At 47.0% G+C, this 25,236-nt stretch carries 17 protein-coding genes; 9 read left to right on the plus strand and 8 right to left on the minus strand.

The window, feature by feature from the left end; translation table 11 throughout:
- Nucleotides 1–780: 780 nt before the first annotated feature.
- The 6 genes from KSW37_RS01940 to KSW37_RS01965 all read right to left on the minus strand — a co-directional run bounded on the left by KSW37_RS01940 (nucleotide 781) and on the right by KSW37_RS01965 (nucleotide 7,327).
- Nucleotides 781–972, minus strand: a complete 192-nt coding sequence (locus tag KSW37_RS01940) for a hypothetical protein (RefSeq protein ID WP_217314330.1) — start codon at nucleotides 970–972, stop codon at nucleotides 781–783.
- Nucleotides 947–3,328, minus strand: coding sequence for a YgiQ family radical SAM protein (locus KSW37_RS01945; protein ID WP_254368613.1), 2,382 nt, complete (start codon nucleotides 3,326–3,328; stop codon nucleotides 947–949). The genes KSW37_RS01940 and KSW37_RS01945 overlap by 26 nt, the downstream gene beginning before the upstream one ends.
- 10 nt (nucleotides 3,329–3,338) lie before the next feature.
- Nucleotides 3,339–3,680, minus strand: coding sequence for a hypothetical protein (locus KSW37_RS01950; protein WP_117727774.1), 342 nt, complete (start codon nucleotides 3,678–3,680; stop codon nucleotides 3,339–3,341).
- A 35-nt stretch (nucleotides 3,681–3,715) separates the two neighbouring features.
- Nucleotides 3,716–6,364 (minus strand): fibronectin type III domain-containing protein, encoded by a 2,649-nt coding sequence (locus KSW37_RS01955; RefSeq protein ID WP_217314331.1) that lies wholly within the window; start codon nucleotides 6,362–6,364, stop codon nucleotides 3,716–3,718.
- Between the two features lie 90 nt (nucleotides 6,365–6,454).
- Complete coding sequence (locus KSW37_RS01960) at nucleotides 6,455–7,012, minus strand: 1-acyl-sn-glycerol-3-phosphate acyltransferase (RefSeq protein WP_217314332.1); 558 nt, start codon at nucleotides 7,010–7,012, stop codon at nucleotides 6,455–6,457.
- A 42-nt stretch (nucleotides 7,013–7,054) separates the two neighbouring features.
- A complete protein-coding gene (locus KSW37_RS01965; protein WP_217314333.1) occupies nucleotides 7,055–7,327 on the minus strand; it encodes a hypothetical protein in 273 nt (90 codons plus the stop codon).
- Between the two features lie 194 nt (nucleotides 7,328–7,521).
- On the opposite strand from KSW37_RS01965, the gene KSW37_RS01970 reads away from it, so the two are divergent.
- Complete coding sequence (locus KSW37_RS01970; RefSeq protein WP_153082063.1) at nucleotides 7,522–9,171, plus strand: diphosphate--fructose-6-phosphate 1-phosphotransferase; 1,650 nt, start codon at nucleotides 7,522–7,524, stop codon at nucleotides 9,169–9,171.
- A gap of 66 nt (nucleotides 9,172–9,237) precedes the next feature.
- On the plus strand, nucleotides 9,238–10,089 hold the full coding sequence (locus KSW37_RS01975; RefSeq protein WP_217314337.1) for a glycoside hydrolase family 25 protein: 852 nt from the start codon (nucleotides 9,238–9,240) through the stop codon (nucleotides 10,087–10,089).
- Nucleotides 10,090–10,199: 110 nt separating this feature from the next.
- Here KSW37_RS01975 and prmA read toward each other — a convergent pair whose 3' ends face one another.
- On the minus strand, nucleotides 10,200–11,072 hold the full coding sequence (gene prmA / locus KSW37_RS01980; RefSeq protein ID WP_217314334.1) for a 50S ribosomal protein L11 methyltransferase: 873 nt from the start codon (nucleotides 11,070–11,072) through the stop codon (nucleotides 10,200–10,202).
- Nucleotides 11,073–11,344: 272 nt separating this feature from the next.
- Here prmA and KSW37_RS01985 point away from each other — a divergent pair, with 272 nt between their 5' ends.
- Together KSW37_RS01985 and KSW37_RS01990 are read left to right on the plus strand one after the other, a co-directional pair.
- Nucleotides 11,345–12,337 carry a hypothetical protein gene (locus KSW37_RS01985; RefSeq protein ID WP_217314335.1) on the plus strand — a complete coding sequence of 331 codons (993 nt, stop codon included), beginning with the start codon at nucleotides 11,345–11,347 and terminating at the stop codon, nucleotides 12,335–12,337.
- Between the two features lie 353 nt (nucleotides 12,338–12,690).
- On the plus strand, nucleotides 12,691–14,289 hold the full coding sequence (locus KSW37_RS01990) for an OmpP1/FadL family transporter (protein ID WP_217313930.1): 1,599 nt from the start codon (nucleotides 12,691–12,693) through the stop codon (nucleotides 14,287–14,289).
- 389 nt (nucleotides 14,290–14,678) lie between these two features.
- On the opposite strand, the gene KSW37_RS01995 is transcribed toward KSW37_RS01990, so the two are convergent.
- A complete protein-coding gene (locus KSW37_RS01995) occupies nucleotides 14,679–16,763 on the minus strand; it encodes a protein-disulfide reductase DsbD family protein (RefSeq protein ID WP_217313931.1) in 2,085 nt (694 codons plus the stop codon).
- Nucleotides 16,764–16,958: 195 nt separating this feature from the next.
- On the opposite strand from KSW37_RS01995, the gene KSW37_RS02000 reads away from it, so the two are divergent.
- The 5 genes from KSW37_RS02000 (at nucleotide 16,959) to KSW37_RS02020 (ending at nucleotide 25,235) form a co-directional block, all read left to right on the plus strand.
- Nucleotides 16,959–17,372 carry a hypothetical protein gene (locus KSW37_RS02000; protein WP_217313932.1) on the plus strand — a complete coding sequence of 138 codons (414 nt, stop codon included), beginning with the start codon at nucleotides 16,959–16,961 and terminating at the stop codon, nucleotides 17,370–17,372.
- Nucleotides 17,373–17,466: 94 nt separating this feature from the next.
- Nucleotides 17,467–18,687, plus strand: coding sequence for an efflux RND transporter periplasmic adaptor subunit (locus KSW37_RS02005; RefSeq protein WP_217313933.1), 1,221 nt, complete (start codon nucleotides 17,467–17,469; stop codon nucleotides 18,685–18,687).
- Between the two features lie 51 nt (nucleotides 18,688–18,738).
- Entirely contained in the window at nucleotides 18,739–21,897 is a 3,159-nt protein-coding gene (locus KSW37_RS02010) for an efflux RND transporter permease subunit (protein ID WP_217313934.1), read from the plus strand.
- Nucleotides 21,898–21,917: 20 nt separating this feature from the next.
- Nucleotides 21,918–23,198, plus strand: a complete 1,281-nt coding sequence (locus tag KSW37_RS02015; RefSeq protein WP_217313935.1) for a TolC family protein — start codon at nucleotides 21,918–21,920, stop codon at nucleotides 23,196–23,198.
- Nucleotides 23,199–23,699: 501 nt separating this feature from the next.
- Nucleotides 23,700–25,235, plus strand: a complete 1,536-nt coding sequence (locus KSW37_RS02020; RefSeq protein ID WP_217313936.1) for a MutH/Sau3AI family endonuclease — start codon at nucleotides 23,700–23,702, stop codon at nucleotides 25,233–25,235.
- Nucleotide 25,236 lies beyond the last annotated feature (1 nt).

The raw sequence follows: 25,236 nt of genomic DNA on the forward strand, positions 1-25,236 counted from the left end.
CGGCAGAATGCAAGTCTTTACCCCAACTTTCTTTCGGAGAAATAACGTAAGAAGCTGATTGATAATAATTTCTGTTGATTTTCTATTGGAAGTTTGGGGTACAGGAGGAGTATGAAGGAGAGTGCATTGGATTGATACAGCTGAAAAAGTAAAAGTGGTCATTAAGGTCATTAAGGTCAAGGTCATTAAGGTCATTAAGAAAATTGGATTCGGTCATTTTGAGCTATAGTATATATAAATAATTATTTATATATACTATAGGGAAAATATTTTCTCCCGAAAATCTTAATGACCTTAATGACCTTGACCTTAATGACCGGATAGAAATGAATTGGTTTAATACAGATAAGAGATATTAATAAATAGCTTAACCTTCTGTATATAAGTTAGTTGTATCGCTTAGTATGAAGTGATTGTTGAATACTTTCTGTATAAGGATAATCTACATTAATCTGCATCTGATTGTCGTGTTCCCATCGCTCTACCATACATTTTTACCTCTTCTGTCCCTTCAATTTAGCTCAAAATACCTCAATTGGGAGGCTGTTTTTGATGCGAGGAGGAGCATTTTTCACCCCTACTAGAGGGGGTAAAATACTTTCCTAACCCTGTATTTTTGCACATTTTCTTCGAAAAACACAAAATTTCGCTTGAATTAGCATCTCTTCCGTTTCTGTATGAAATAGTAATGATATTTTACATATATAACACTTAAGCCTAATTCTCATATTCTTAGGCAAGGCCTAATGCAAGAAAATATATTGACATATCCCCATCCGCTTATGTTTGAATCTTACTGGCAGCAGTTCCTCGATTTGGCTTATTATACATCTGATTTTCTTTATTTTTTTCGGATTGTAGCCTATTTTTGCCTGATATATTGTGTGAGATTATGTTATGAAAATCGCCGGTTATCTCATTATTTTTGAGATAACCGGCGATATTTTTATCTTCTTCTGCCTCTTCCTTCATTTCTTCCTTGGTTTCCACGACCTTGATTTTCACGACCGCCGCGATTGTTTTTATCCCCGCTATTGTAGCGGTTCTTGCGGTTATGGTTGTCGTTGTCGAAATTAGGGTTGAAGCTCTTTTTCTTCTTATCCTTGAAGAAGCCCGCACCTTGCTCTTTCTGGCTGCGGAGTTCGGCTCTTGCCGCAGCTACCGCATCACGGATATTAGCGTTGGCGTTGTTGCTTCTGCCTTGAGAAATATTCTGAGCAGAGCCTTTCTGTGAATGATTGCCTCTTGAAGATTTTCCGTTTAACGGACGGCCTTCGTTCAGATATTTATCTTCATCATAACAGCCTACATTTCCAAAACCCTTTGGTGCAAAGCGGTCAGAAGCATTTCTGCCACGACCTCTTCCTGCCTTCGGCTCAGGTGCATTTCTGCCAGTTCCACGCTTGCCTTTGGCACCTTTTCCTACACCAGGATTATCGTAGGTAGAACCAATCGGCTTGTCGTCATAATGCGTCTTCTTGCCCTTGAAACTTCCACCCATGCTCTTCCTGTCGTAGAGCTTGTCGATGAGGTCGGCTCTGCCTATCCGGCGAAGTTCACTCTCTATGGCGCGGCGCTCTTCAGGCTTGTACCAGAAGAAGAACATGCGCTGGGCAAGCTTCTCTTTCTGGGTCTTGGCGCTGAAAACCGGCTCCAGGGTGTAAGGATCGTAACCCGTATACCAGGTCTCGGTAGAAATGGTCATAGGAGTAGGGGTGAAATCCTGCACCTGTTCCAGATGGAAGTCCAGTCCCTTCGTGATGACGGCAAGTTCAGCCATGTCTTCTTCATGACAGCCCGGATGCGAACTGATGAAGTAAGGAATGATCTGCTGGTTAAGACCTTCTTCCTTATTAATCTTGTCGAAGATGCGCTTGAACTCGTAGAAGAGGTCGAACGATGGCTTGCGCATGAACTTCAAGACCTCCGGACTCGTATGTTCAGGAGCCACCTTCAGTCGGCCGCTCACGTGCTTGGTAATCAGTTCGCGCGTGTATTCTCTAGCCGCCTGATTCACCTTTTCGTCCTTGCTCTTATGCAGCAGAAGGTCGTAACGCACACCACTACCAATGAAACTCTTCTTGATTCCCGGCAAAGCATCTACCGCATGATAAATCTCCAGAAGCTTACTGTGGTCGGTATTGAGATTCGGACAAATCTGAGGGTTTACACACGACGGGCGCTTGCACACTTCGCAGGCTTTCTGATTCTTGCCGTGCATTCCGTACATGTTGGCAGAAGGACCGCCCAAATCGCTCAGATAGCCCTTGAAATCAGGCATCTGGATGATTTTCTTCACCTCCTTCAGAATGCTCTCCTTGCTGCGGCAAACCACGAATTTGCCCTGGTGGGCAGAGATGGTGCAGAAAGAACAGCCGCCGAAACAGCCACGATGAAGGTTCACGGAGAACTTGATCATCTCGTAGGCAGGAATAGTCTTGCCCTTGTATTTAGGATGAGGCAAACGCGTATAAGGCAGGTCGAAAGCCGCATCCAGTTCTGCGGTTGTCATCAGCGGGAAAGGCGGATTCACCACCACGTATTTGCCGTCAACTTCCTGAATCATGCGCTGAGCATGCATCTTGTTGGCTTCTTCCTCCAGATGGCGCACGTTCTCAGCCTGTCCCTTCTTGTTGTGGAGACATTCTTCGTGACTGTGGAGGATGATGTCATCGTCTTTGAAACCGCCCGGAATCTCATTCTCCTTGCTGTAGAAAGCCACCTGCGGCATTTCGTGGATTTCGTTCAGCGTCTTGCCTTCTGCAAAGGCATTGGCAAGTTCTACGATAGAACGTTCGCCCATTCCGTAGAGAATGAGGTCGGCACCCGAATCGCAGAGAATGCACTTGCGGAGCTCGTCTTTCCAATAGTCGTAGTGGCTGATGCGACGCAACGACGCCTCAATACCGCCTAGTGCTACAGGTACGTCGGGAAAGAGTTTCTTCAGTATCTGTGTATAGACGATAGATGGATAGTCTGGGCGCATGTCGTGGCGGGAGTCGGGACTGAAAGCATCCTCGCTACGCATGCGGCGGTTTGCCGTGTAGCGGTTCACCATAGAGTCCATGGCACCCGGAGAAACACCAAAGAAGAGGCGAGGGCGACCGAGTTTCTTGAAGTCTCGGAAATCGCCGTGCCAGTCGGGCTGTGGAACGATGGCTACCCGATAGCCGTTGGCCTCCAGTATTCGTCCGAGGATGGCAGGACCGAAGGATGGGTGGTCAACGTAAGCATCTCCTGAAAAGAGGATGACGTCAAGCTCGTCCCATCCGCGCAACTCGCATTCTTTCTTGGTGGTAGGTAAGAAATCTGTTAACTTATAATCCATTCAATATTTTTTAATCATTTACTGCGTCTGGTTCTGCATCAGCTGCAGCCTCAGCCTGCTTCTTGTCTTTCCAGTCTACGTAGAGCAGAACGAGGTTGTGAAGACCGAGCGCCTTCATGTTCTGATTGTAGATGACGTCGAGACAGAGATCGAGCAACTCCTTGTCTTTGATGTCGCTGCTCTCGAGGAGTGAACGCACATTGAGTTTCAGCTTATCGAGCACTTCCTCGTCGATAATGCCTGTGCTGTCTACGAGGTTGCGGAGTAACTGATACTTTTCGATTGTCTCTAAATGCTGGTCGCTCACTTCGATAGAACGAGTGCCAGACTGGTTGGCTTGAATCTTATACATAAGCTTAAAATTTTTTTATCTGTTTTACTTTGAATTTAATCTGTCAGAAATTTGAGAATGCCTAACAATACGCTTGTGCGGGTACTTTCGTCGATGATGCATTCCAGCGGGAATCCCATGACGAAACTGCGGTAAGTAGTGCTCTTGTAGGCAACAGCCGCACTTGTTCCCGTATCGTATTGCATCGCCGTGAAGGCGTAATTGCCAACCGGCTTCAATATTTCGGGATGGGTTGCCGCATAATGCTTGGCATTCAGCTCGTTATAATAGCTGAACTGCAGGCCTAAGCCCGTAACGTTAGGCGAAGTATAGACTATACTTTCACGTTCTGTTACGGTTGAATCTTCGGGATTGATGTCCCTGATGATGTCCGTAGAACCTGTAGGCTCGTAGCTGAGTTTCAGAATATCGCTCAGGAACGCCTGCTCCTCTTCTGTCTGCATGTCGCTTCCGGTGTAAGAACCGCTTATCAGGATTCTGCCGCCTTGGCTGGCGTACTGCCTGATGCGGTTCTGGAGCGCAGGTGTGAATGACTTGAAGAAGGCGTGAGTATAGCCGTCATGGCGCTCAAGACCGTTGATGAGGTCAACTGCCTGATAGTTTTTCATCTGAACCCTGCCGCTGGCGATGACTTCGCTCGAACAGCTTGAAATATTGTATTTTCCCGAAGCCGCAATACTTGTAGCGTGCGCCTGAACATAGTTGAAATCGTTGCCTGCTACAAACTTGCCAATCATTTCGTTGCCGCTGAAGCCGAGTCCGAAACTGGTTTCGTTACCCATTCTGCTTCTGTCGAATACCTGCTGCTTGCCGCTCCATCCCGCCGTCAGTCCGTAGCTTACGCCCGGATCCTGATTGAGGTCGAATCCCTGTTTTTCCCCATCGTCCACGACCTGCGGAGAGGCAAGGCGATGGAAATTGTTCACGATGAGCACAGACTTGCTGGCAGCAGGATTATAGAGTACAGAGAGGGTTTCGGTGGTGAAACTTTCTCCTCCCGCATTAACCGCAGCCACCTTGAAATGATAAAGTTTGCCCGGTTCCAGCTGCATCTGGCAGCGGGTGGTGTTCACGATGGTTCCGTTGTCAAATCCGCCTTGTCCCTCAGCCTTATAGATAATGTAAGAAGTAGGGCGGGCGGATGGTTCCGTCTTGTCCAGCTGGGCGCTCCAGGAGAGCAGGGCAACACCTCCGTTCTGCGTAACGCTGAAGTTCTGCGGAGCCAGCGGCTGGACCACGTAGCGGGTTCCATGATTGCTGTTTACGAAGCGCAGGATAGTTTTGTAGATGGAGCGCGCGATATAGAATTTGCCGAGCGGATCCTGAGCAATTCTCATGTCGGGGAAACTCTGATGTGAAAGCATTTCGAGGATAGCCGACGGAACTTCCGGCAGACGGGTTTCAGAATAGTTTCTGTCCCATACATAGCGCTTGCCGAATTCGCCGAACTGAGCTGTCAGATCTGTAACAAGATTATCGCGCAAAGCCTTGGCGAAATCCTTGGATGTGAATCTGGAGATTCCGCTGTTCAGCATTCCGTCATTATAATCTGTGGTGCAGATGGCGAGGGCTCCGATGGTAGATTTTCCATCCTTATTATAACCCGCATCACTATGAAGCGCCAGCGAGAGCTCTATAGGCACGTGCTTGCCCTTCCTGGCAGGCATGTAAACCGAACCGCCGCCCAGCCAGTTGGTCATCAGCGAACGGGCGTTGATGTCGTCGGCGTAATCATCTTCTCCCTTTCTGCCGCCGTAAACCTTGTAAGGAGCTCCTGCCCATTGGGCGTAGTATCTGGCTCCTTCCAGGCAACGGGGCAATCCGCTGGTGTAATCGCCACGCTCTATGTTTCCCATGCCTCCGCCAAAGCGGACAGCATCTGTGGTAACCACTCCGCGGCGAGAAGCCTTGTTGGTGCAGACCACGCGGTTGAACTCGTTGCAGCCCTTGTCGAAATCGAAGGTGCCCAGGTAAACCCAGGTGCCTCCACCCATACGCTGGTTAACGGAAAACTCTGTAGCTTCGCCCTTGTGATAAACGATGTATCTTGCATCGCTCACGCTCTTGGGGAGCGACTGGTAGCTTACGTAGACTGCGTATTTGCCGGCTTCCTTGAAACGCGGCTGGTAGCTAACCTGGCTGGTCTTCTTGCGCTTGGTAGCCTTAGCTTTTCTCACGGTTCCCATGAGGAAAGGATTTTCCCCATCCTTCAGTCGGGGGCGGTTGGCAAAACCGGGTGAATCGCAGTTTTTCCATTTTTTGCTCGCCTCCTTTTCGAAATAATAAACCGACTTGACAGCATCATCATTATCGATGACGATTTCGTTCGTCTGCCAGTCTCTTTCGCGGGGTGTGAAGACGATGGCTCCCGCATTCTGAAGCATTGGGATGAGGTAGGGCACTACGATGGTTTGAGTGAAGAGATCTTCGTTGGTGCAAAACAGGTTAGGTCGCTGCCATTTCCATACATCTCTGTCAGCATAATAATACCGTCCGTGCGAGGCCCATAGCGAAAGGTGCCTGTTCTGAAGTCCCGCCGTAACGAAATAAGGGCGTGAAACATTGAACACCCATGGGTCTCCATCATAATCGATGCCTTGCCATGCGCCGCTGTTCGCCTCGTCGTAGGTAGGAAAAAACGATTTGCCATTAGCCTGAAGCGGAGCTCCAGCGGCTAACAGCAAACTGCTTATCAAACAATATGTTATGTTTTGGTGTTTCACTTTACGAATACTCCTTCTTAAATAGATGATTAAACCGTTATCAGCTAACGTTTAATCAATATTTCCAATCGTGAACTTCTCCGGTTTCTTTCCTTTGAAATCCTTGAAGTACAACTTGATTTCACGCATGTCTTTGTCAACATCTCCTGATGGGATAATCTGCTTGGTGCATTGGATGACCTTTTTCTGGTAGTCAAGCCCATAGAGATGGATAGGCAGATGCGCCTTGAGGGCGATGAAATAGAATCCCTTTTTCCATTCCGGGTTGAGCGAGCGGGTACCTTCGGGCGTAATGCACAGTCCGAACGACTTCCGTTTATCCGCTTCAGCAGCCAGATTATCCGTCATGCTAGTATGTTTGCTTCTCCACACAGGAATACCTCCCATCTTTCTGAAGATAGGACCTAGTGGCCAGAAGAACCATTCCTTTTTCATGAGGAAATTACATTTGATTCCCTCAGCATGGGCAAAGAGCTGGCCCAGGATCAAATCCCAGTTGCTTGTGTGCGGAGCCATGCAGATGATATACTTTTCAGGAAGTTCCTGGGTGATGATTTTCTTATAGCCCAAGCGCTTATACAATATCCATTGACAAATTCCTTTTACCATATATATAAATAGGTGTATTTTCTGATTCTGATGATAATAGGATTATGCCAAGTTTGAAATCTGGTCGATGATTTCGCTCATCTGCTTGTTGAAGTCGCTTATGAGCTTTTTATAATATTCACCCTTCGTGATTCCAGGTTCCGGATGAGACACGCGGCTGATGTAATCGCCGTTGATCATGACGATAGCTGAAAGAATGCCATCCACATCTTCCTGTGTTGGCTTACCATTATACAAAGATGCAGCTACTGTTTCGGCGAAAAGTTCGCTTGTAATGTAGTTGATCGTGCGCTTTAAATCTCTTTTATTAGCCATAATTCTTTTCTCCTAATTAATGATTAATTAAAAATATCGCTCAAAGATAATCATTTTCTTTGAAATAACATCATTTTTTGGGAAAAAATGTATCTATTAACGCATTTTTAGCATTTTTCTTTCCGTATTTCGCAGAAAAGAGTTATTTTTGCAGATGTTTTTGAAGTTTCAACTAATTAAAATAAAAACGAATTATGGAAAAAAGTGCATTGCAGATTGCAAGAGCTGCTTATCAGCCAAAATTGCCTAAGGCTCTCCAGGGCCCAGTAAAGGCAGTTGAAGGTGCAGCAACACAGTCAGTAGGTAATCAGGATGAAATCAAGGCGTTGTTCCCTAACACTTATGGAATGCCTGTTATTACATTCGAGGCAGGTGAGGCTAAGGAACTTCCTGCTTTCAACGTAGGTGTTATCCTCTCAGGTGGTCAGGCTCCTGGTGGTCACAACGTGATTTCTGGTCTCTTCGACGGTGTGAAGTCTCTTAACCCAGCTAACAAGCTCTATGGTTTCATCCTCGGTCCTGGTGGTCTTGTTGACCATAAGTACATGGAGATTACTTCTGAACTCATGGACGAATACCGCAACACAGGTGGTTTCGATATCATCGGTTCTGGCCGTACCAAGCTTGAGAAGGAAGACCAGTTTGAGAAGGGTATTGAGATTCTTCGTGAACTCGGCATTAAGGCACTTGTCATCATCGGTGGTGACGACTCAAATACCAACGCTTGCGTTCTCGCAGAATACTATGCTGCTAAGAAGTATGGCGTACAGGTAATCGGTTGCCCTAAGACTATCGACGGCGACTTGAAGAACGAGCAGATTGAGACTTCTTTCGGTTTCGATACAGCCTGCAAGACATATTCTGAGCTCATCGGTAACATCGAGCGCGACTGTAACTCAGCACGTAAGTACTGGCACTTCATCAAGTTGATGGGTCGTTCAGCATCTCACATCGCTCTTGAGTGCGCTCTCCAGACTCAGCCAAACATCTGCTTGATTTCTGAGGAGGTAGAGGCTAAGGAAATGTCACTCGATGATGTTGTTACTTATATTGCAACTGCAGTAGCTAACCGTGCTGCTGAGGGCAACAACTTCGGTACTGTTCTCATTCCAGAGGGCCTGATCGAGTTTATCCCAGCTATCAAGAAGCTCATCGCAGAATTGAACGAGGTTCTTACAGACCCTGCAACAGGCGAGAGCCGTGAGTTTGCAAGTGCTGAGGAGCAGATTGCATTCGTTAAGGGTGCCATCGCTAAGGACAACCTCGCTGTATTGGAGTCTTTGCCAGCAGACGTAGCTCGCCAGCTTTGCCTCGACCGCGACCCTCACGGAAACGTACAGGTTTCTCTCATCGAGACAGAGAAGTTGCTTTCTCGCATGGTAGCTGAGAAGTTGGCTGCATGGAAGAAGGAAGGCAAGTTCGTTGGTAAGTTCTCTGCACAGCACCACTTCTTCGGTTACGAGGGACGTTGCGCAGCTCCTTCTAACTACGATGCTGACTACTGCTACTCACTCGGTTTCAACGCTTCACGCCTCATCGCTAACGGCAAGACCGGTTACATGTCAATCATCAAGAACACAACAGCTCCTGCAGCAGAGTGGATTGCAGGTGGTGTGCCAATCACTATGATGATGAACATCGAGCGTCGTAATGGTGCTAACAAGCCTGTTATCCGCAAGGCTCTCGTTGAGCTGGATGGCGCTCCATTCAAGTTCTTCGCTTCTAAGCGCGATGAGTGGGCTAAGGAAACAGCTTACGTTTATCCAGGTCCTATCCAGTACTGGGGTCCTTCTGAGGTTTGCGACCAGACCACAAAGACTCTCCAGTTGGAGCAGGCTAAGTAAAAAATAGAATAAATATTTTTTTATATGTCAACAAGACGAACGGCTTCTTCACAGAAAAAGAGTGCCATGGCGAGAAAGAAAACTCCTCGGCGTGGCGGCTCCCGTGGTAGAAGGCGTTCGTCTTCTTTTTTGCAACGCTATCCCCGTTGGGCGTGGTGGATAGGCGGAACGGCGGTTATCGTGCTCTATGTCTTTCTGTTCTATCATTTCTTTGTGGGTCCAACTGGTTTCCGCTGGCGTGCGCTTTATGGCGATGCTGAATATCCCGAAGGTTACGAGATTCATGGAATCGATATTTCCCATTATCAGGGCAAGATAGACTGGGAGCAGCTCAAGAATGCGATGATCAAGGGGTGTCCTGTGCGTTTCGTCATTATCAAGAGTACGGAAGGTTCTTCACGGCTCGATGAAAATTTCCGCGAGAACTTTAATCAGGCTCGCGATTTCGGCTTCATCCGGGGTGTTTATCATTTCTGGAGCAATAAGTCGACAGCCCGCGAACAGGCTTATTATTTCCTAGACCAGGTGCATCTTACGGATGGCGATTTGCCTCCGGTTCTGGATATAGAACATAAGCCGGCAGATAAGAGTGTGGAGGATTTCCAGCGTGATGTGCTTACCTGGCTGCATATTGTAGAGGATAAGTATCATGCTAAACCTATCATCTACACCTATTATAAATTCAAGGAGCAATATCTGAGTGCGCCTGTCTTTGATGATTATCCTTACTGGATTGCCCACTATTATGTTGACAAGGTTCAGTATAAGGGTAAATGGAAGTTCTGGCAGCATACGGATGTGGGCAAGTTGCCGGGCATTAAAGGCTACGTAGATTTCAATATTTACAACGGCAGTTATTATGAGCTCAAGCAGCTCTGTATAGGAAGTAATAATAATGAAAAGAAATTCATGGAATAAAGGTTGGACTTTTGGCAATTTGCGAAAGTTCAACCTTTATTCGTATGTTTTTTATCTGATATTTCTGATTTTTTTTTCGTATTGAATCTTTTTGAATCAGAAAAGAATCTTTATGAACCTAAAACAAGGCAGGCCCAATTGTTGTCAATCTGTCTGTTTATTTCATGCATTCCCAGTTCTTCTGCTTTCTCCAGGAGTACAGGAATGTCTTCTTCGTAGAAGCCGCTCAGAACCAGAGTTCCGCTGATGTTCATCACGCTACGGAAAGCACGCATGTCGTTGAGCAGAATGTTGCGGTTGATGTTGGCAAGAACCAGGTCGAAAACGCCGCTGATGTGGTTGATTACCTGACTGTTGCCAAAGAGTACTTCCATGTTTGTTACGCCGTTCAGCACGGCATTATGCTTGGCATTTTCCACGCTCCACTCGTCTATATCGTAGCCTACCACGTCTTTAGCGCCCAGTTTGGAGCAGGTGAGGGCAAGTATTCCCGTACCCGTTCCGCAATCCAGGATGCGCTTGGTTCTGATAGGCATTTTGAGCAGCTGTGAAATAATCATGCGTGTGGTTTCGTGGTTTCCGGTTCCGAACGCCAGTTTCGCCTCAATACCTATTTCAATCATGTTGGGTCTGTTGCTCGTATCGGGATAGAGTTCGGGATGTTTCGCATCGTAAATCACCACCTGATTGTCCACATAAATTGGTTCGAATCCCTGTTCTTCCCATTCCTGGTTCCAGTCCTTATCTTCTGCATCTTTCACCTCGTAGGTAATTTTCGTATCCTCGATAGGGAAATCAGCAATATAGGCATCCAGCACCTCCTTGTCGAAGAGGTCTTTCTGCACATACGCTTCCAGTCCGGTTTCTGTTTCCTCAAAAGATTCGAATCCGGCTTCGGCTGCACCATCAGCAAGCAGATCCTGACAGGCCTGCATCAAGTCGGCAGTCGTTTCAATAGTGAATGTTGCTACTAAATATTTCATATTTAATTTGTATTAATTTCTTGTCTAAAAACGCCTTCGAATGTTCAAAAAAGCTAGATTTGTTTTAAATCTTCTGCAAAATTATAAAAAAATAGGGGAAAACCTACAATAATTTAGGGAAATTCTGTATTTTTGCATAAAGATAAGCAATATTTTTGCATCTGGATTATTATATCATCAGAAAAGGACTCTTTCTGGAGTATTTTTTCTGATGGTTTATGATGGTCTGGAAAGAGAAAAAATGGAGAAAAAATAAATAGGAGAACAGAAATATGAAAAAAAAGTATCTTCTTGCAGTCCTTATCGCAGCTGCGATGCCATTCACGTCGATGGCACAGGACGATGACCTCTACTTCAATCCGAAGAAGGAGGCCAGGGAAAAGGCTGAAAGACGGGCTCTGCTCCAGCGCCAGTATGCTGAGCAAAGGGCCCGTAGAGATAGTATTTACCGCTTGAATTGGAGCGGAAGCGACCGTTCGGTAGATGAATACAATCGCGGCGGAAGAATCTTCAGCCATTATGAGAATGTAGGGAAAGATTCCCTGGGCAACGACATCATTATGTTCCATGTGGGCAAGGGTGTGGCGCCCGACAGCATTTATGATGATGCTTACTTCGCTCAGAAGTATGCTGACAGGGATGAGGATTTTGTACGCACACGAGAGATGAGCCGCTGGGATGGATTCTATGATCCGTGGTTCTACGATTATTATGGCTACGGTCCTTACTATTGGCGCAGCCGCATGTGGGGCTGGCACAATCCTTGGCGCTACGGCTATTATGCCGGCTGGTATGATCCTTGGTTTGACCCTTGGTACGATCCATGGTATTATGGTTACTGCGGATGGTATGGTGGCTGGTACGACCCTTGGTATTATGGCTGGGGCGGCTACTACAATCCTTGGTATTGGGGTGGTCCGGTAATTGGGCATGTTAGCTATGGCGGTCGCAATTCGGGCGGTTATGCAGGAAGCAGAACTTACCGCTATAATGGCGATAAAGGCTATGCTGGCAACAGTACCTACCGAAGCAACAGAAACCGCAATTTCGGTGGTCGTATCAACGATAATGGCCGTTACAATAGCGTTCGCAACAATAATAATACCAACAACTTCGACCGCAGCAACTTTGGCGGTTTCGGAAACCGTAGTGGAGCCAGTTTCGGAGGCGGATCGCATTCCGGTGGCGGAAGCTTTGGCGGAGGAGGCGGTAGCTTCGGAGGCGGCAGTCGCTCAGGTGGCGGCGGCTTTGGCGGAAGAAGATAGCCGCTTTTAAAGTTTATAGTTAATAGTTTACTGAACTTTCGCATGTGGTTCAAGAACGGGCTGAAGGCCCAAAAGCTCCTAGCCCAGGGCATCGCCCTGGGTATAATGGCAATCAGCAAGGCGCCCTGTAAGGGCAAAAGCTTTATGTTTTGTCTGGAGTTTTAAAGCTTTTGCCCTTACAGGGCGACAGTTTTGCGTCCGTAATTACCCAGGGCGATGCCCTGGGCTAGGGGCTTCTGCCCTTTCAGGGCGTATGGAACAAAACTTGCGAAAGTTCTGAAGTTAATAGTTAATAGCTTGGGCTTTGTTCTGGGAATGAAGACCTTAAGAATTAGGTAAAGAATTAAGAGATTATGAAGAATTTAAAATATTTATTCCTGGCTTCATTGGGACTCATGTCAGCCCCAATGTTGGCTCAGGAAACTTATCAGGATACTAAGTTTGCAGAAAATTCCCTCACGGGTACTGCACGCTATGTAGGTATGGGTGGAGCTATGGAAGCCCTGGGCGCAGATATTTCTACCATTTCCAGCAACCCTGCCGGTTTGGGTCTGTTCAGAAAGAGCATGGCAAGTTTCTCTGCTGGCGTTGTGGCTCAGCCTGGAGCAGATACGGAACTCAACTTTGATAATACACGCCTCGGTTTCGACGGAAAGAAATCGGTTCCTAGTTTCGACCAGATTGGTTTCGTTTGGGCTGCTACAAATGGCGATTCGAATGTAAAGCTCAACTTCGGTTTCAACTATCATAAGAGCACGAATTTCTCTCAGATTCTTTCTGCAGCCAATTATCTCAACGGAGCATCTCAAACCAAATGGGCTTCTGCCAAGACGGCTTACGCTAAAGAATTGGAAGAGAAACATGGTAAAGATGCAGGTGATCAGATTTGGAATGCTGTAGACGCCAACTATAATGCGTTGATGGGTAAAGACGAGGATGGAAACCAGATGACCTACGATGGCCGTTCATTCCTCTTTGGCCAGTATCAGAAGGGCTACATAGGCGAATATGATTTCAATATTAGCGTGGGTTTCAACGACCGCGTATGGTTGGGTTTCACCTTGGGCATTCATGATGTTCATTACCGCAGCAATTCTGTTTATACAGAGAATTATGTGGCAGATAAGGAGGCTTACGGAACAGCTTGGGAAAGCCAGCGTATCACGGGTACGGGTTATGATGCAAAACTGGGTATTATCTTCCGTCCGGTAGAAGATTCTCCTTTCCGTATTGGTGCTTATGTCAATTCGCCAGTATTTTATGATTTGTCGATGGATGGAACAGCTGACCTGGAACTCGTTGACGAGAACATAACGGACGATAACGGCAATTATGCTGAGGCTGGCAATACGAACAGTTCCAGTCTCGATTATCGTCTGAATACGGCTTGGAAGACGGGTATCAGCTTGGGTCACACCATTGGCAGCAATCTTGCCCTGGGTGCTACTTACGAGTATGCGTGGTACAATCACATGGATAATCGTGTGAAGGATGGCGGTTATTATGATGGATATTGGGACGAATATTATGAAACCAGTTCAAGCGATGACCTCATGAATGACCATACCAAGCAGTCGTTGCAGGGCGTGAGCACGCTGAAGCTGGGTCTGGAATACAAGCCTGTTAGTATGTTGGCGCTCCGCCTGGGTTACAATTACGTTTCTCCGATGTTCAAGGAGAGCGCAGACCGTGACCAGACAATCCCTTCTCAGGGAACTATCTATGCCACTTCTACAGATTACACCAACTGGAAGGCGACTAACCGATTTACAGCCGGCGTAGGTTTCAACTACGAGAAGCTTTCTATTGATGTGGCTTACCAGTACAGTTGTCAGAATGGTGACTTCTATCCATTTGCAGCCTGGGAGAAACTTGGTGCGAAAGCAGCTCCTGCAACCAAGGTTGACAACAAGCGCCATCAGTTGCTGATGACTGTTGGTTATAAGTTCTAAAATGTGAAGGTAGGGGGCTTATTAATTAAATAATGTGAAATCCATATAAAAAAGCCCGTTCTTAGAAAAAAAGTTGGGCAAAAATTTGGTAGTTTCATATAAAAGCCCTACCTTTGCAATCAAGAAATCGGGATGATTTCGTGTCATAGGTTAGATTTCAAGATGGGAGGTTATTATCTCATCTTCTAATTTAGAAATATTAGTTTTTTTAGTGGTTAATTTAGTTTTAGTAAGTATGTTTAGGGTCTGTTGTGAAACAGGCCCTATTTTCGTTTGTGCCTTTACAAAAAAAATCCCCCAACAGGATGGCTTGGAAACCATACCTGTCGGGGGAATATTAATCCTGAAAAAATTTACCTTAATGAACTATCTTGCTAAATCAAATCATATTATTTGTTTCTGTAATTATCAAGACCCTTGTTCAGGAAGTCGAGATAAGCACTAACGTCTTCTTTGAAACTGAAGGCTGCTGCAAGAGGATTGCCATCGTTGTCAATAGCCACATAGAATGGCTGAGCATTGGCTCCAAACTTGCTTGCCTGCAGATAACTCCACTTGTCGCCAACGGTACGCAGGGTGCGCTTCTCGCCATTAAACGTAACCTCCATAGGCTCAGGAAGAGGAGTCTTGTCATCTACATAAAGAGAGATGAGAACATAATCCTTTGTCAGCTTATCTGCAACCGAAGGATCTGTCCAGACAGAAGCCTCCATCTTGCGGCAGTTTACACAACCATAACCCGTGAAATCAAGCAATACCGGTTTGCCGGCAGCCTTTGCCGCAGCCATTCCCAGCTCGTAATCCTTGTAAGCAGGCTCTACGGTCTTGGTGTTGAGGTTGAAGTCCTGTGTATTAATAGGTGGAGCAAATGCGCTCACAGCCTTACAAGGAGCGCCCCAGAGACCCGGAATCATGTAAACCGAGAATGCCAAAGAACAGAGACCCAACATGATGCAGGCTACAGGCATAGGCTTGTTGATGTCGCCGCCGATTGCATCAACCTGGAACTTCAGCTTGCCGATGAGATAGAGACCCAACAGGCCGAAGATGACAATCCAGAGAGAGAGGAATACCTCGCGGTCCATAATGTGCCAGCCGTAAGCCAGATCGGCTACAGAGAGGAACTTCAGAGAGAAGGCAAGCTCGATAAAGCCGAGCACAATCTTGATGGTCTCCATCCACGAACCCGACTTAGGAGCCGACTTCAACCATGATGGGAAGAGGGCGAAGAGGGTGAATGGGAGCGCCAGAGCAAGCGCGAAACCGAACATTCCAACGGTAGGAGCGAGCCAGTCGCCGGAAGTAACGGTCTGAACCAGCAGCAAACCGATGATAGGAGCTGTACAGGAGAAGCTGACCAATACCAGGGTGAAAGCCATCAGGAAGATAGAAATCATACCCGTGGTGCTGGAAGCCTTGTTGTCTACAGCATTTCCCCAACTGTCAGGCAATTTGATTTCGAACCAACCGAAGAACGAGAAGGCGAAAACTGCCAGCAGGAGGAAGAGGATGATGTTGAACACGGCACTTGTGCTGAGCGCATTCAGGGTGCTAGGACCTGCGATGGCTGTTACGGCAAGACCCAAAACCAGATAGATGACGACGATGCTCAAACCATAAGTAATCGCATCGCGGATACCTTTCTTCTTATCGTTCTTAGCACGCTTCAGGAAGAAACTTACGGTCATCGGGATGATAGGCCAGATGCAAGGCATGACGAGCGCAAGCAGACCGCCCACGAAACCGATGAAGAAGATATAGAAGAGCGAATGGTTGGCGATGTCGTTAGCTCCGCCAAATGCCTGAAGTTCTTTAATGACAGGTTTCCATAAGTCCTTGACGTTCAGATTTTCCATAGCTGATGCCAAAGCTGCGGAATCTACAGGCTGAGTAGCGCTGTCGGTCTGAGCCAGAGCTGCAACCTTTGCCAGCGAATCGGCCTTCATCTTGGCTGCAAGAGCAGGATCAATCGCCTTCGTGTTCAGGGCGTCTTTTGCTCCAGCTGCAGGAGCATCAACGGCTGGCGATTTGCCACTCTGCTTAAAACCAGCCTCGCTTGGTGGCAGACAGTTCTGGTCGTTGCAGGCGCCATACTCCAGATAGGCGTCAATATGATAATTAGGTTGGGTAAACTTCACCTTCTGCACAAAGGTAACGCTTCCCTCAAAATAACGGAGTTTCATCTCGAAGAGAGGGTCGAACTTTGCTATTTCTCTGCCGCGTGGCTGAAGTTTTCCTACAAGTTCAGCTCCTTCAAGCTTGTTTACGTTGAACGAAGCGGAAATAGGTCCGTCGCCTCCCAATCCGGTAGAATAGACGTGCCATCCCGGTTGGATTTTTCCGCTAAACACGATTTCGGCCACAGCACTTCCGTCTGTTTTCAGCGAACTGGTGAACTTCACAGGGTTCATCATCTGCGCCTGGGCCAACATTACTACAAGGAGTAATTGAAAGATTAAAAATACTTTTTTCATTTCTATTTTTGAATTTTATGTTGCAAAGTTACTAAAAACTAATCATATTACGTATTCAAAGGGCTTTAAGGGTACATGGTTTTAATATTTTTAAGAAAAAATGCTAATTTTCTTTGTTTTACTTGGCTCTTTCGTACTTTTAATGTAATTTTGCGGACGGAATAAAGCAATCCTAAAATTTGGAAACAGAATAAAATGGCAAAGAAGAAACTATACTTGTTCAGCCTCTTTGTGGCCACGATGAGTGTGCTGCTCTCTACGGTGGTGATGCATCATCACCACATGGGGCGTATCTGTATGGTTGTAGAACGTTGTCAGCAGGATGGTAATTTCAACGATGAGCATACTGAGCATCATGAGAAAGAAGCCGATAGTTGCCGCGTGCATCAGCTGCACCATTTCGTAACCAACGGCAAGATTATGAAGGGCATTCAGAAACAGCTTTTCGATGGCAACCATCTGCTTTCCATGCTTTCTTCTGAGTATTTGTTTGTCCCAACCTCGTCGCTCATTAGCGTGCGTTGGCAGCAGTTTGCAGCCAGCCTTCCTTGCGTAGATGAAGCGCCTTTCAGTAGGCGAGGACCTCCTTTTTTTGTTGATTTTCTGTAGCTAGAGCAACCAGGATGCAGCTTTTGCAACCGGGTTGCAGGGAAAGTTGCGTACTTTTGCACCCGAAATTATTAATCAATAAAAAGAAGAAAAAATGAAAAGAATATTGGTGGTTGCCGTTGCGGCAATCTTGGCCTGGTGTGGTTTCACCTTTTTCTCAAACCACGCCGGAGCAGAGGCTCATGCTGCCGGACACGGACATGAGCATGAACATGAAGAGGTGGATTTCGACAACATTCCGCTCTCTCAGAAACAGGTAGATGCTGTAGATTTGAAGATGGGCGAGGCGGTTGACCGTGTGATGGATGCTACGATTGCAGCCAACGGTCAGCTCGTTTTGCGCGCCCAGAACAAGGGCGATGTGGCTTCGCTCATGGGGGGTGTAGTAAAGGCTATCTATGTAAAGGAAGGACAGAATGTGAAGCGCGGACAGGTTGTGGCTCTGGTTGAAAATACCGATGTGGTCAGTCTGCAACGCGAATATTATTCTGCCAGCAAGGAGTGCGAACTGGCACTTGCCGACCTGGAACGACAGAAACTGCTGAATAGGACAGGAGCTGGCGTCAAGAAGAATGCGCAACAGGCTGCCAAGGAGTATCATGTGGCCCACGCCAACCTCATCGGCATCGGCAAGCAGCTCGCCCAGATGGGCATTTCTACCGCCGCCGTTGCCAGGGGTAAGTTTACCACAGCCTTCCCTTTGCGTGCTCCGATTGCGGGTACGGTTTCGCAGATTACAGCCAGCCTGGGCAGCTTTGCCGATATGCAGACGCCGCTCATGAAGATTCAGAACAACCAGGCTGTAGAGTGCGATCTGAACATTTTTGAGAAAGATCTGCAGAAGGTAAAGCCGGGCGATAAGGTTTATCTCTCGCTTACCAATCAGCCGGGCGTAAAACTCGCAGGTCATGTTTACGGCTTAAACCAATACTTTAACGATAATTCGAAATCTGTTGCTGTTCACGTAAAAATTGATGCGCAGTCTCTTAAAACAAGTGGTGTCCACGGCTCAGCCCGACTCTTCGACGGAATGTATGTAAGCGGCAAGATAGCTACGGGCAGCCAGTCGTGCATCGCCCTTCCATCCAAGGCCATCGTCACTACCGACGGCAAGCAGTTTGTCTTTGCTCTGAATGGCAAACCAAAGAAGGGCGAGTACAGTTTCTCCCGCCATGAGGTCATTACGGGCGTTTCGGACGGTACTTATACCGAGGTAAAACTCTGCAAGCACCTGAAGCAGGAAGGAAAGAAGATTGTGACAGAAAACGCGTATTATCTGGCTTCGCTCACGGGCGAGCATGCAGATGAGCATTAATATAAGGTAAGCTTTTTCATCAATAAAGAGCTTTTAAAAGAAAGACAGATTATGTTTCAGAAACTGATTACTTACTCCATCCGCCACAAGCTGGTTGTGGGAGTTTTCACGATAGCCCTTATCATCTGGGGCATCGTTTCGCTCATCCATCTTCCTTTCGATTCTACGCCAGATATTACCGACAATCAGGTTCAGGTCATCACTCAGGCGCCTTCGCTTGGAGCGCAGGAGGTGGAGCAATACGTTACTACTCCGGTGGAAATGGCGCTTGCCAACATCCCCGAACTCAAGGAGCGAAGAAGCATCTCGCGAAGCGGACTCTCGGTCATCACCCTCGTCTTTGATGATGATGTAGATATCTACTGGGCACGTTCGCAGGTGAGCCAGATGCTGACCCAGGTGGAGAAAGATTTGCCCAAGAATGTGGAAACCGAGATGGGACCGATTGCTACCGGACTGGGCGAGATTTACCATTATACCGTGCGCGCCGAGAAGGGTTACGAGCACAAATATTCGCTAACCCAGCTGCGAACCATCCAGGACTGGATTGTGAGAAAGCAGCTCTCGGGAACCCCGGGCGTAGCGGAAGTGAGCGGCTGGGGAGGCTACGTAAAGCAATACGAAGTGGCCATCAATACGGATAAGCTCAACGCCAGCAATCTTACCGTGAGCGAGGTGTTTGATGCGCTCGAAAAGAATAACGCCAACACGGGCGGAAGTTACATAGAGGAAAACTCCAACCAGTATTTCATCCGCGGCATTGGCGTGGTGAAGACTCTGGAAGATGTGGCGAACATCGCCGTCAAGACCGTGAACGGCACTCCTGTTAAGATAGGTGATGTGGCGAAGGTTCAGCTGGGTCACGCCACCCGTTTCGGAGCCGTTACCCGAAATGGCGAGGGCGAAGTGGTAGCCGGAATTGCCATCATGCTGAAAGGCGAAAACTTTCAGGAGGTTATCAGGAATGTGAAGCAGCGTATAGAGCAGATTCAGAAATCTCTGCCCGAGGGCGTGGTTATCGAACCGTTTATCGACCGAACCAACCTGGTTGACCGTGTGGAGGGAACCATCGCCCGAAACCTGATTGAGGGCGGACTCATCGTCATCTTCGTGCTGGTTATTTTCCTGGGCAACTGGCGGGCCGGACTGGTTGTGGCGAGTGTCATTCCGCTCAGCATGCTCTTTGCTTTCGGCATGATGAAGACCTTCGGAATCGACGGCAATCTGATGTCGCTCGGAGCCATCGATTTCGGTATGATAGTCGATTCTGCCGTCATTATCGTAGAGGCTGTTGTGGCCCATCTGGGCGTGAAGAGTATAGAGCGGAGAGCGAGAAATTCTTCCGATACTCCCATCCGTTTCTCTCAGGCAGAGATGGATGAGGAGGTTCATGATTCCGCTTCGCGCATCCGCAAGAGTGCGGCATTTGGCGAAATCATCATTATGATAGTTTACATTCCGCTGATGACGCTTGTGGGCATCGAGGGCAAGATGTTCCGTCCGATGGCGCTTACCGTTTTCTTCGCCATCCTGGGTGCCTTCATCCTCTCGCTCACCTATGTTCCGATGGCAAGTGCGCTCTTCCTGAGCAAGAAGGGACATGTGCATAAAACTTTCAGCGATAGAATGATAGGGAAGTTGCAGGGCTGGTACCGACCGGTTCTGGAATGGGTCTTGGCGCGATATAAGGATGTGATTACCGGCGCCGTTTCGCTCTTCTGCATGAGTGCCGTAGCCTTCCATTTTCTGGGTGGAGAATTCATTCCGAGCCTGGAAGAGGGCGATTTTGCGGTAGAAATGACCATGTCGCAAGGCACGTCGCTCTCGCAGATGGTAGAGAGCTGCTCCAAGGCGGAGAAACTTCTGAAGGCTGAATATCCTGAAATCAAGCAGGTGGTGAGCCGCATAGGTAGCGCCGAGATTCCTACCGATCCGATGCCGGTAGAAAGAGCCGACATCATGGTGGCGCTCAAGCCGAAAGCCGAATGGACTTCGGCAGAAACTACCGCCGAGCTGATGGAGAAGATGGAAGAAACCCTGAAGACGATTCCGGGCTTGGAGGCTGAGATTTCGCAGCCTATCCAGATGCGTAACAACGAGTTGCTTACGGGCATCAAGCAGGATGTGGCGATTAAGATTTTTGGTGACAATCTAGATGTGCTTATCCAGCAGGCTGATAAGGTTTCTCGTATGATAAAGAATGTGCCGGGCGTGAGTGGAATCTTCGTTGAAGAGGTTTCCGGATTGCCTCAGATTCAGGTAAAATACAACCATGAACGCATGGCGGCTTATGGGGTAACTGTTGACGAAATCAACCGCATTCTTGAAACCACCTTTGCGGGCGCTACGGCTGGAGCAGTTTACGAAGGCGATAAAAAAATTGACATCGTTCTGCGTCTTGATCCTAAGGAACGCAACTTCCAGTCGCTTCAGTCGCTCTGTATTCCGCTGGCTGGTGGCGAGAGCATTCCGCTTTCCCAGTTGGCTGATGTGGTTTACGAACCGGCTCCGGCTCAGGTTTCTCATGAGAATGGCGCCCGTCGCATTTACGTAGGTTTCAACGTGAAGGGTAGGGACGTGCAGAGTACCGTGAAGGATATTCAGTCCATTCTTGATGAGAAACTGAAGCTGCCTGAGGGCTACTATTATAATTATGGTGGCGAGTTTGAGAATCTTCAGAGTGCCGCCCAGCGCCTGCTCATCGTGGTTCCGGTAGCGCTCATCATCATTCTGCTGCTGCTCTATGCCACGGTCAGGAATCTGCGCGAATCACTCTTCGTGTTCTCCGCCATTCCGCTTGCCGCGATAGGTGGCGTCTGGGCTCTCTGGTTGCGCGGAATGCCTTTCAGTATTTCGGCGGGCGTAGGTTTCATCGCCCTCTTTGGTGTGGCGGTTCTCAACGGCATCGTGCTGATAGGTCAGATGAACCAGATGCAGAAGCAGACGGCTGCGGTTTCTGCGGAAGATGACGTAAATAGGTCGGCTGTTATTCAGAAAAGAATTATTGACAGTTGCATGATACGTCTCCGTCCGGTTCTGATGACGGCTCTGGTAGCTTCTATGGGTTTCCTCCCGATGGCTTTATCTCATGGCGACGGAGCAGAAGTCCAGCGTCCTCTTGCCACGGTTGTAATTGGCGGTCTCATTACCAGCACGCTTCTCACGCTCCTGGTTCTGCCAGCCATCTACAAGATGTTTACGAAAAAGTAAGATTTCAAGATATGAAAATAATGAACAGAATAAAAATAACAGAAAATAGGGTGGTGGCTTGCTTTGCCGCCATCCTTCTCCTGCTGCCAGTCACAGCTGGAGCCCAGCATTTTGATGCTCATATTGCGGGCAGGAAAGTTACCCTGCAGGAATGTTTCGATTTGGCTGCCCGACAGAACCTTCAGATGCAGGCTGGAAAGAAGTCGGTAGAGCGTGCGCAGGTGATGCAAGGCACGGCTTGGGAGCTGGATAAAACCGAGGTTTCCTTCTCGCAAAACCCAGCCACGGGAGGCGAATCGGACAACGGCTTTACCTTCACCCAGAGCCTCGATTTTCCTACCGTCTACGCCTCGCGCCGCAACCAGCTCAAGGCTGAAACCCAGGCAGAAAAGAGCCGCTTGAATGTGGTCAACCAGCAACTGAAGGCTGAAATCGCCAACACCTATTATCAGATGCTTTATCAGTCTCACAGACTCCGGATATTGCAGCGAATCGACTCTGTATTAGAACGTTACAGCAAAATAGCAGAAATGCGTTACAAGGCTGGAGAGAGCCGCCAGCTGGAATATCTCTCAGCCGACCGCAAATGCAACGAAAACCGCTTGGAAATGGCTGATGTGAAGAGCGAAATCGAGCGTCTGCAAATCGACCTCATGTCGCAACTCAACACGCAGGAGCCCGTAAAACCGGCAGAAGAGAATCTCTCGGCCATCGCAGCCCAGAATCTCAGTTCCTATAATTATCAGCAGTCTGCCGACGGCATTTACCGGCAGGATAAACTCATCGCTCTCGATAAGGAAATCAAGGCAGCCAAGACAGGTTTTGCTCCGAGTTTATCCTTATCTTTGCGCACCCAATGTGTCATTTCCAGTTGGAATCCATACAACATAGACCGTTCGAGATTTGCCGAGGGCAATTTCTTCGGTTTTGAGATTGGCGTAGGCATTCCTTTATTTTATGGTTCTACGAAGGCGAAGGTCAAGGCAGCCCAAAAAGACCGCGAATTGGCTGAAATCGAAATGCGCCAGGAGCAGACAGAAAAAGAGCGCGATTACCGTCTCTGTACGAAGCGCCTGCAGGCAGCATCCAACCGTCTGAAATATTACGAGCAGAACAACCAGGCTCATTCTGCGCAGATTTCGAAGTTGAGTGCGATAGAATATGAAAATGGCGAAATTTCGTATGTAGAATACGTGAATGCCATCGAGGAAACCATCGATGTTCTGATGAAGCATGCTGATGCGATTAATGAATACAACCAGGCAGTCATCGCCATCCAGCGGCTTACGGGCATGATGTAAGATTCTGTTCTGAGATATTTCTTTTTGATTGAAATGAGAATTAATCTCAGAACAGGCAGAAAGGAAGTAAAAGAATGAAATGATCAGAAAGGGGTGAACAGGTTCCATTTTCAGGCTCCAAATTTCACCTCTTTCTTTATCTTATAACGCCTATTTACCATAATACCTGTTAGAATTAAAAAGAGGAAAATAAAAAAGGAGGAATTTTTCCGTTACTTATTACGCCTAGCTACCAGAGGAGTTCTTTATTTCGAAAGATGATGAAGTTGCAAGATGGGAATACGAAAGAGATTAGATAAATTTACCATCCCTAGGAAGCCAACATCAAGATAAAGATTAGTAGAAAACAGAAAAATGTCAATCAAAAGATCAGAATTTTTCTAAGGATTAGAGTTAAAGATCGTGATCAGACGCCAAGTTTATGAAAAGTTTTAGTACCTTTGCAAATTGACTTCGGTCAACATATGCATAAACCGATGAAAACAATTTAAAACTTAGCAGATGGCTGTATCAGAAGATAGAAAATTTACGAAAGAACAAGTCTATACTCTACTTGAAGGAGCAAAGGGCAAGACTCTTGGTGAGGTTGATAAATCCCACCAGTTTGCTCGTACCTTAGAAAGTAAAAAGATTACAGGTATCGCTGGAGACGTAATAGAACAATCTGTTTTTGGTTACAAAAAAGACAGCAAACAGGAATGTGATATTGAGATTGATGGTGTTCTTACGGAAGTTAAGACCACCGGAGTACGTGTTCCCAAAAGAGACCAAAAGAATGCTAATGGAAAGACTGGTGAAGCTTATAATGTTTACCTAGGTGCAAAGGAAGGTATCAGTATTACACATGTTACCTTTGAACCGCCGATTCAGACTGACTTCGATACATCTCATTTTTGGGAAAAAACAGAACGGCTTTTAATCATCTTCTATGAATATAAATCTTACGAGGTTGTACCTGCTTCCGGCTATGCTAAGTTCCCTATTGTTGACTACTGCTACAATTCTTTCTCACAAGAAGAAAAAGACAAATTACAAAATGACTGGGAGATTGTAAGTAGTCACCTGCAACAGGTTTATCATGATTATCAGGATGCAGAAAAGCGTAACGAACAACTGGTTGGTTTCACTCACCTTCTTCGTCCAAATCTCTTGCTGATAGAATTAGTACCAGGATTCAAGCGTACAGCAACAGGCTCTTACCAAAAGCCCCGATATAGATTGAAACAAACTTTTGTTGATTACATCGTACGAGGACATTTTGACAAAAGCAGAGCAAAGAACGAAATCGTACTGAAAGAATCTTTTTCAAGTTTCGCCCAGCTGGATGCTCGTTGCCATGCACTTACATTAAAGTATAAGGGTAAGACTCTGCCTGAGCTAAGAGAAATGCTCGGAATAGATGCTAAGGTCAAGGATATTTCAGCTAAATGCGTTATCCGTATGTTCGGAACCGATTGTAATAGGTTAAATCAGATTTCAGACTTTAACAAAGCTGGTATCATAGCGAAGACCATCACGATTACGCCCCAAGGTGGAAGAACAGAGGATATGAAGCTCAAGCACATCGACTTTGAAGAATGGGCAGATAGAGATGCAGACTTTGAAGATTCCGATGTGTACGATTACTTCTGTGAGCACAGCTTCCTCTGCCCTATCTTCTGTGAGCATGATAGTAAAGACCCGAGCAAGACCGTTTTTGAAGGTTTTAAACGCTTTGCATTTGATGAAGAATTCATCGAGAATGAAGTTCGGCGTACCTGGGAGGATTCCAGAAATCTGATTCATAGGAATGAGTTGGAATGGGAATACGTTTATGACAAAAAGGGTAATAAACGTATGAACAATAGCGGTTCTTATATGGGAGCCCCAAACTTTCCTAAGTGTTCCGAATATAAAGTATTCTTCCGAGGAGGAGCTAATGTTTCGACAGAGAAAACAAGAACAGAAAGTGTGAACGGCATAAGAATGCTTCCGCAGTTTTTCTGGCTCAAGGGTTCATATATTGCTAAAAAATTACAAGAAATTCCATACATATAAA

The sequence above is a fragment of the Segatella copri genome (assembly GCF_019127135.1).
Taxonomy (GTDB): domain Bacteria; phylum Bacteroidota; class Bacteroidia; order Bacteroidales; family Bacteroidaceae; genus Prevotella.

Coding starts and splice junctions, on each gene's coding strand:
- KSW37_RS02015 (WP_217313935.1), top strand. CDS start 21,918: ATGAACAGAATAAAAATAACAGAAAATAGGGTGGTGGCTTGCTTTGCC.
- KSW37_RS01945 (WP_254368613.1), bottom strand. CDS start 3,328: ATGGATTATAAGTTAACAGATTTCTTACCTACCACCAAGAAAGAATGC.
- KSW37_RS02020 (WP_217313936.1), top strand. CDS start 23,700: ATGGCTGTATCAGAAGATAGAAAATTTACGAAAGAACAAGTCTATACT.
- KSW37_RS01990 (WP_217313930.1), top strand. CDS start 12,691: ATGAAGAATTTAAAATATTTATTCCTGGCTTCATTGGGACTCATGTCA.
- KSW37_RS01965 (WP_217314333.1), bottom strand. CDS start 7,327: ATGGCTAATAAAAGAGATTTAAAGCGCACGATCAACTACATTACAAGC.
- KSW37_RS02005 (WP_217313933.1), top strand. CDS start 17,467: ATGAAAAGAATATTGGTGGTTGCCGTTGCGGCAATCTTGGCCTGGTGT.
- KSW37_RS01950 (WP_117727774.1), bottom strand. CDS start 3,680: ATGTATAAGATTCAAGCCAACCAGTCTGGCACTCGTTCTATCGAAGTG.
- KSW37_RS01940 (WP_217314330.1), bottom strand. CDS start 972: ATGAAGGAAGAGGCAGAAGAAGATAAAAATATCGCCGGTTATCTCAAA.
- KSW37_RS01970 (WP_153082063.1), top strand. CDS start 7,522: ATGGAAAAAAGTGCATTGCAGATTGCAAGAGCTGCTTATCAGCCAAAA.
- KSW37_RS01975 (WP_217314337.1), top strand. CDS start 9,238: ATGGCGAGAAAGAAAACTCCTCGGCGTGGCGGCTCCCGTGGTAGAAGG.
- KSW37_RS01960 (WP_217314332.1), bottom strand. CDS start 7,012: ATGGTAAAAGGAATTTGTCAATGGATATTGTATAAGCGCTTGGGCTAT.
- prmA (WP_217314334.1), bottom strand. CDS start 11,072: ATGAAATATTTAGTAGCAACATTCACTATTGAAACGACTGCCGACTTG.
- KSW37_RS01995 (WP_217313931.1), bottom strand. CDS start 16,763: ATGAAAAAAGTATTTTTAATCTTTCAATTACTCCTTGTAGTAATGTTG.
- KSW37_RS02000 (WP_217313932.1), top strand. CDS start 16,959: ATGGCAAAGAAGAAACTATACTTGTTCAGCCTCTTTGTGGCCACGATG.
- KSW37_RS01985 (WP_217314335.1), top strand. CDS start 11,345: ATGAAAAAAAAGTATCTTCTTGCAGTCCTTATCGCAGCTGCGATGCCA.
- KSW37_RS02010 (WP_217313934.1), top strand. CDS start 18,739: ATGTTTCAGAAACTGATTACTTACTCCATCCGCCACAAGCTGGTTGTG.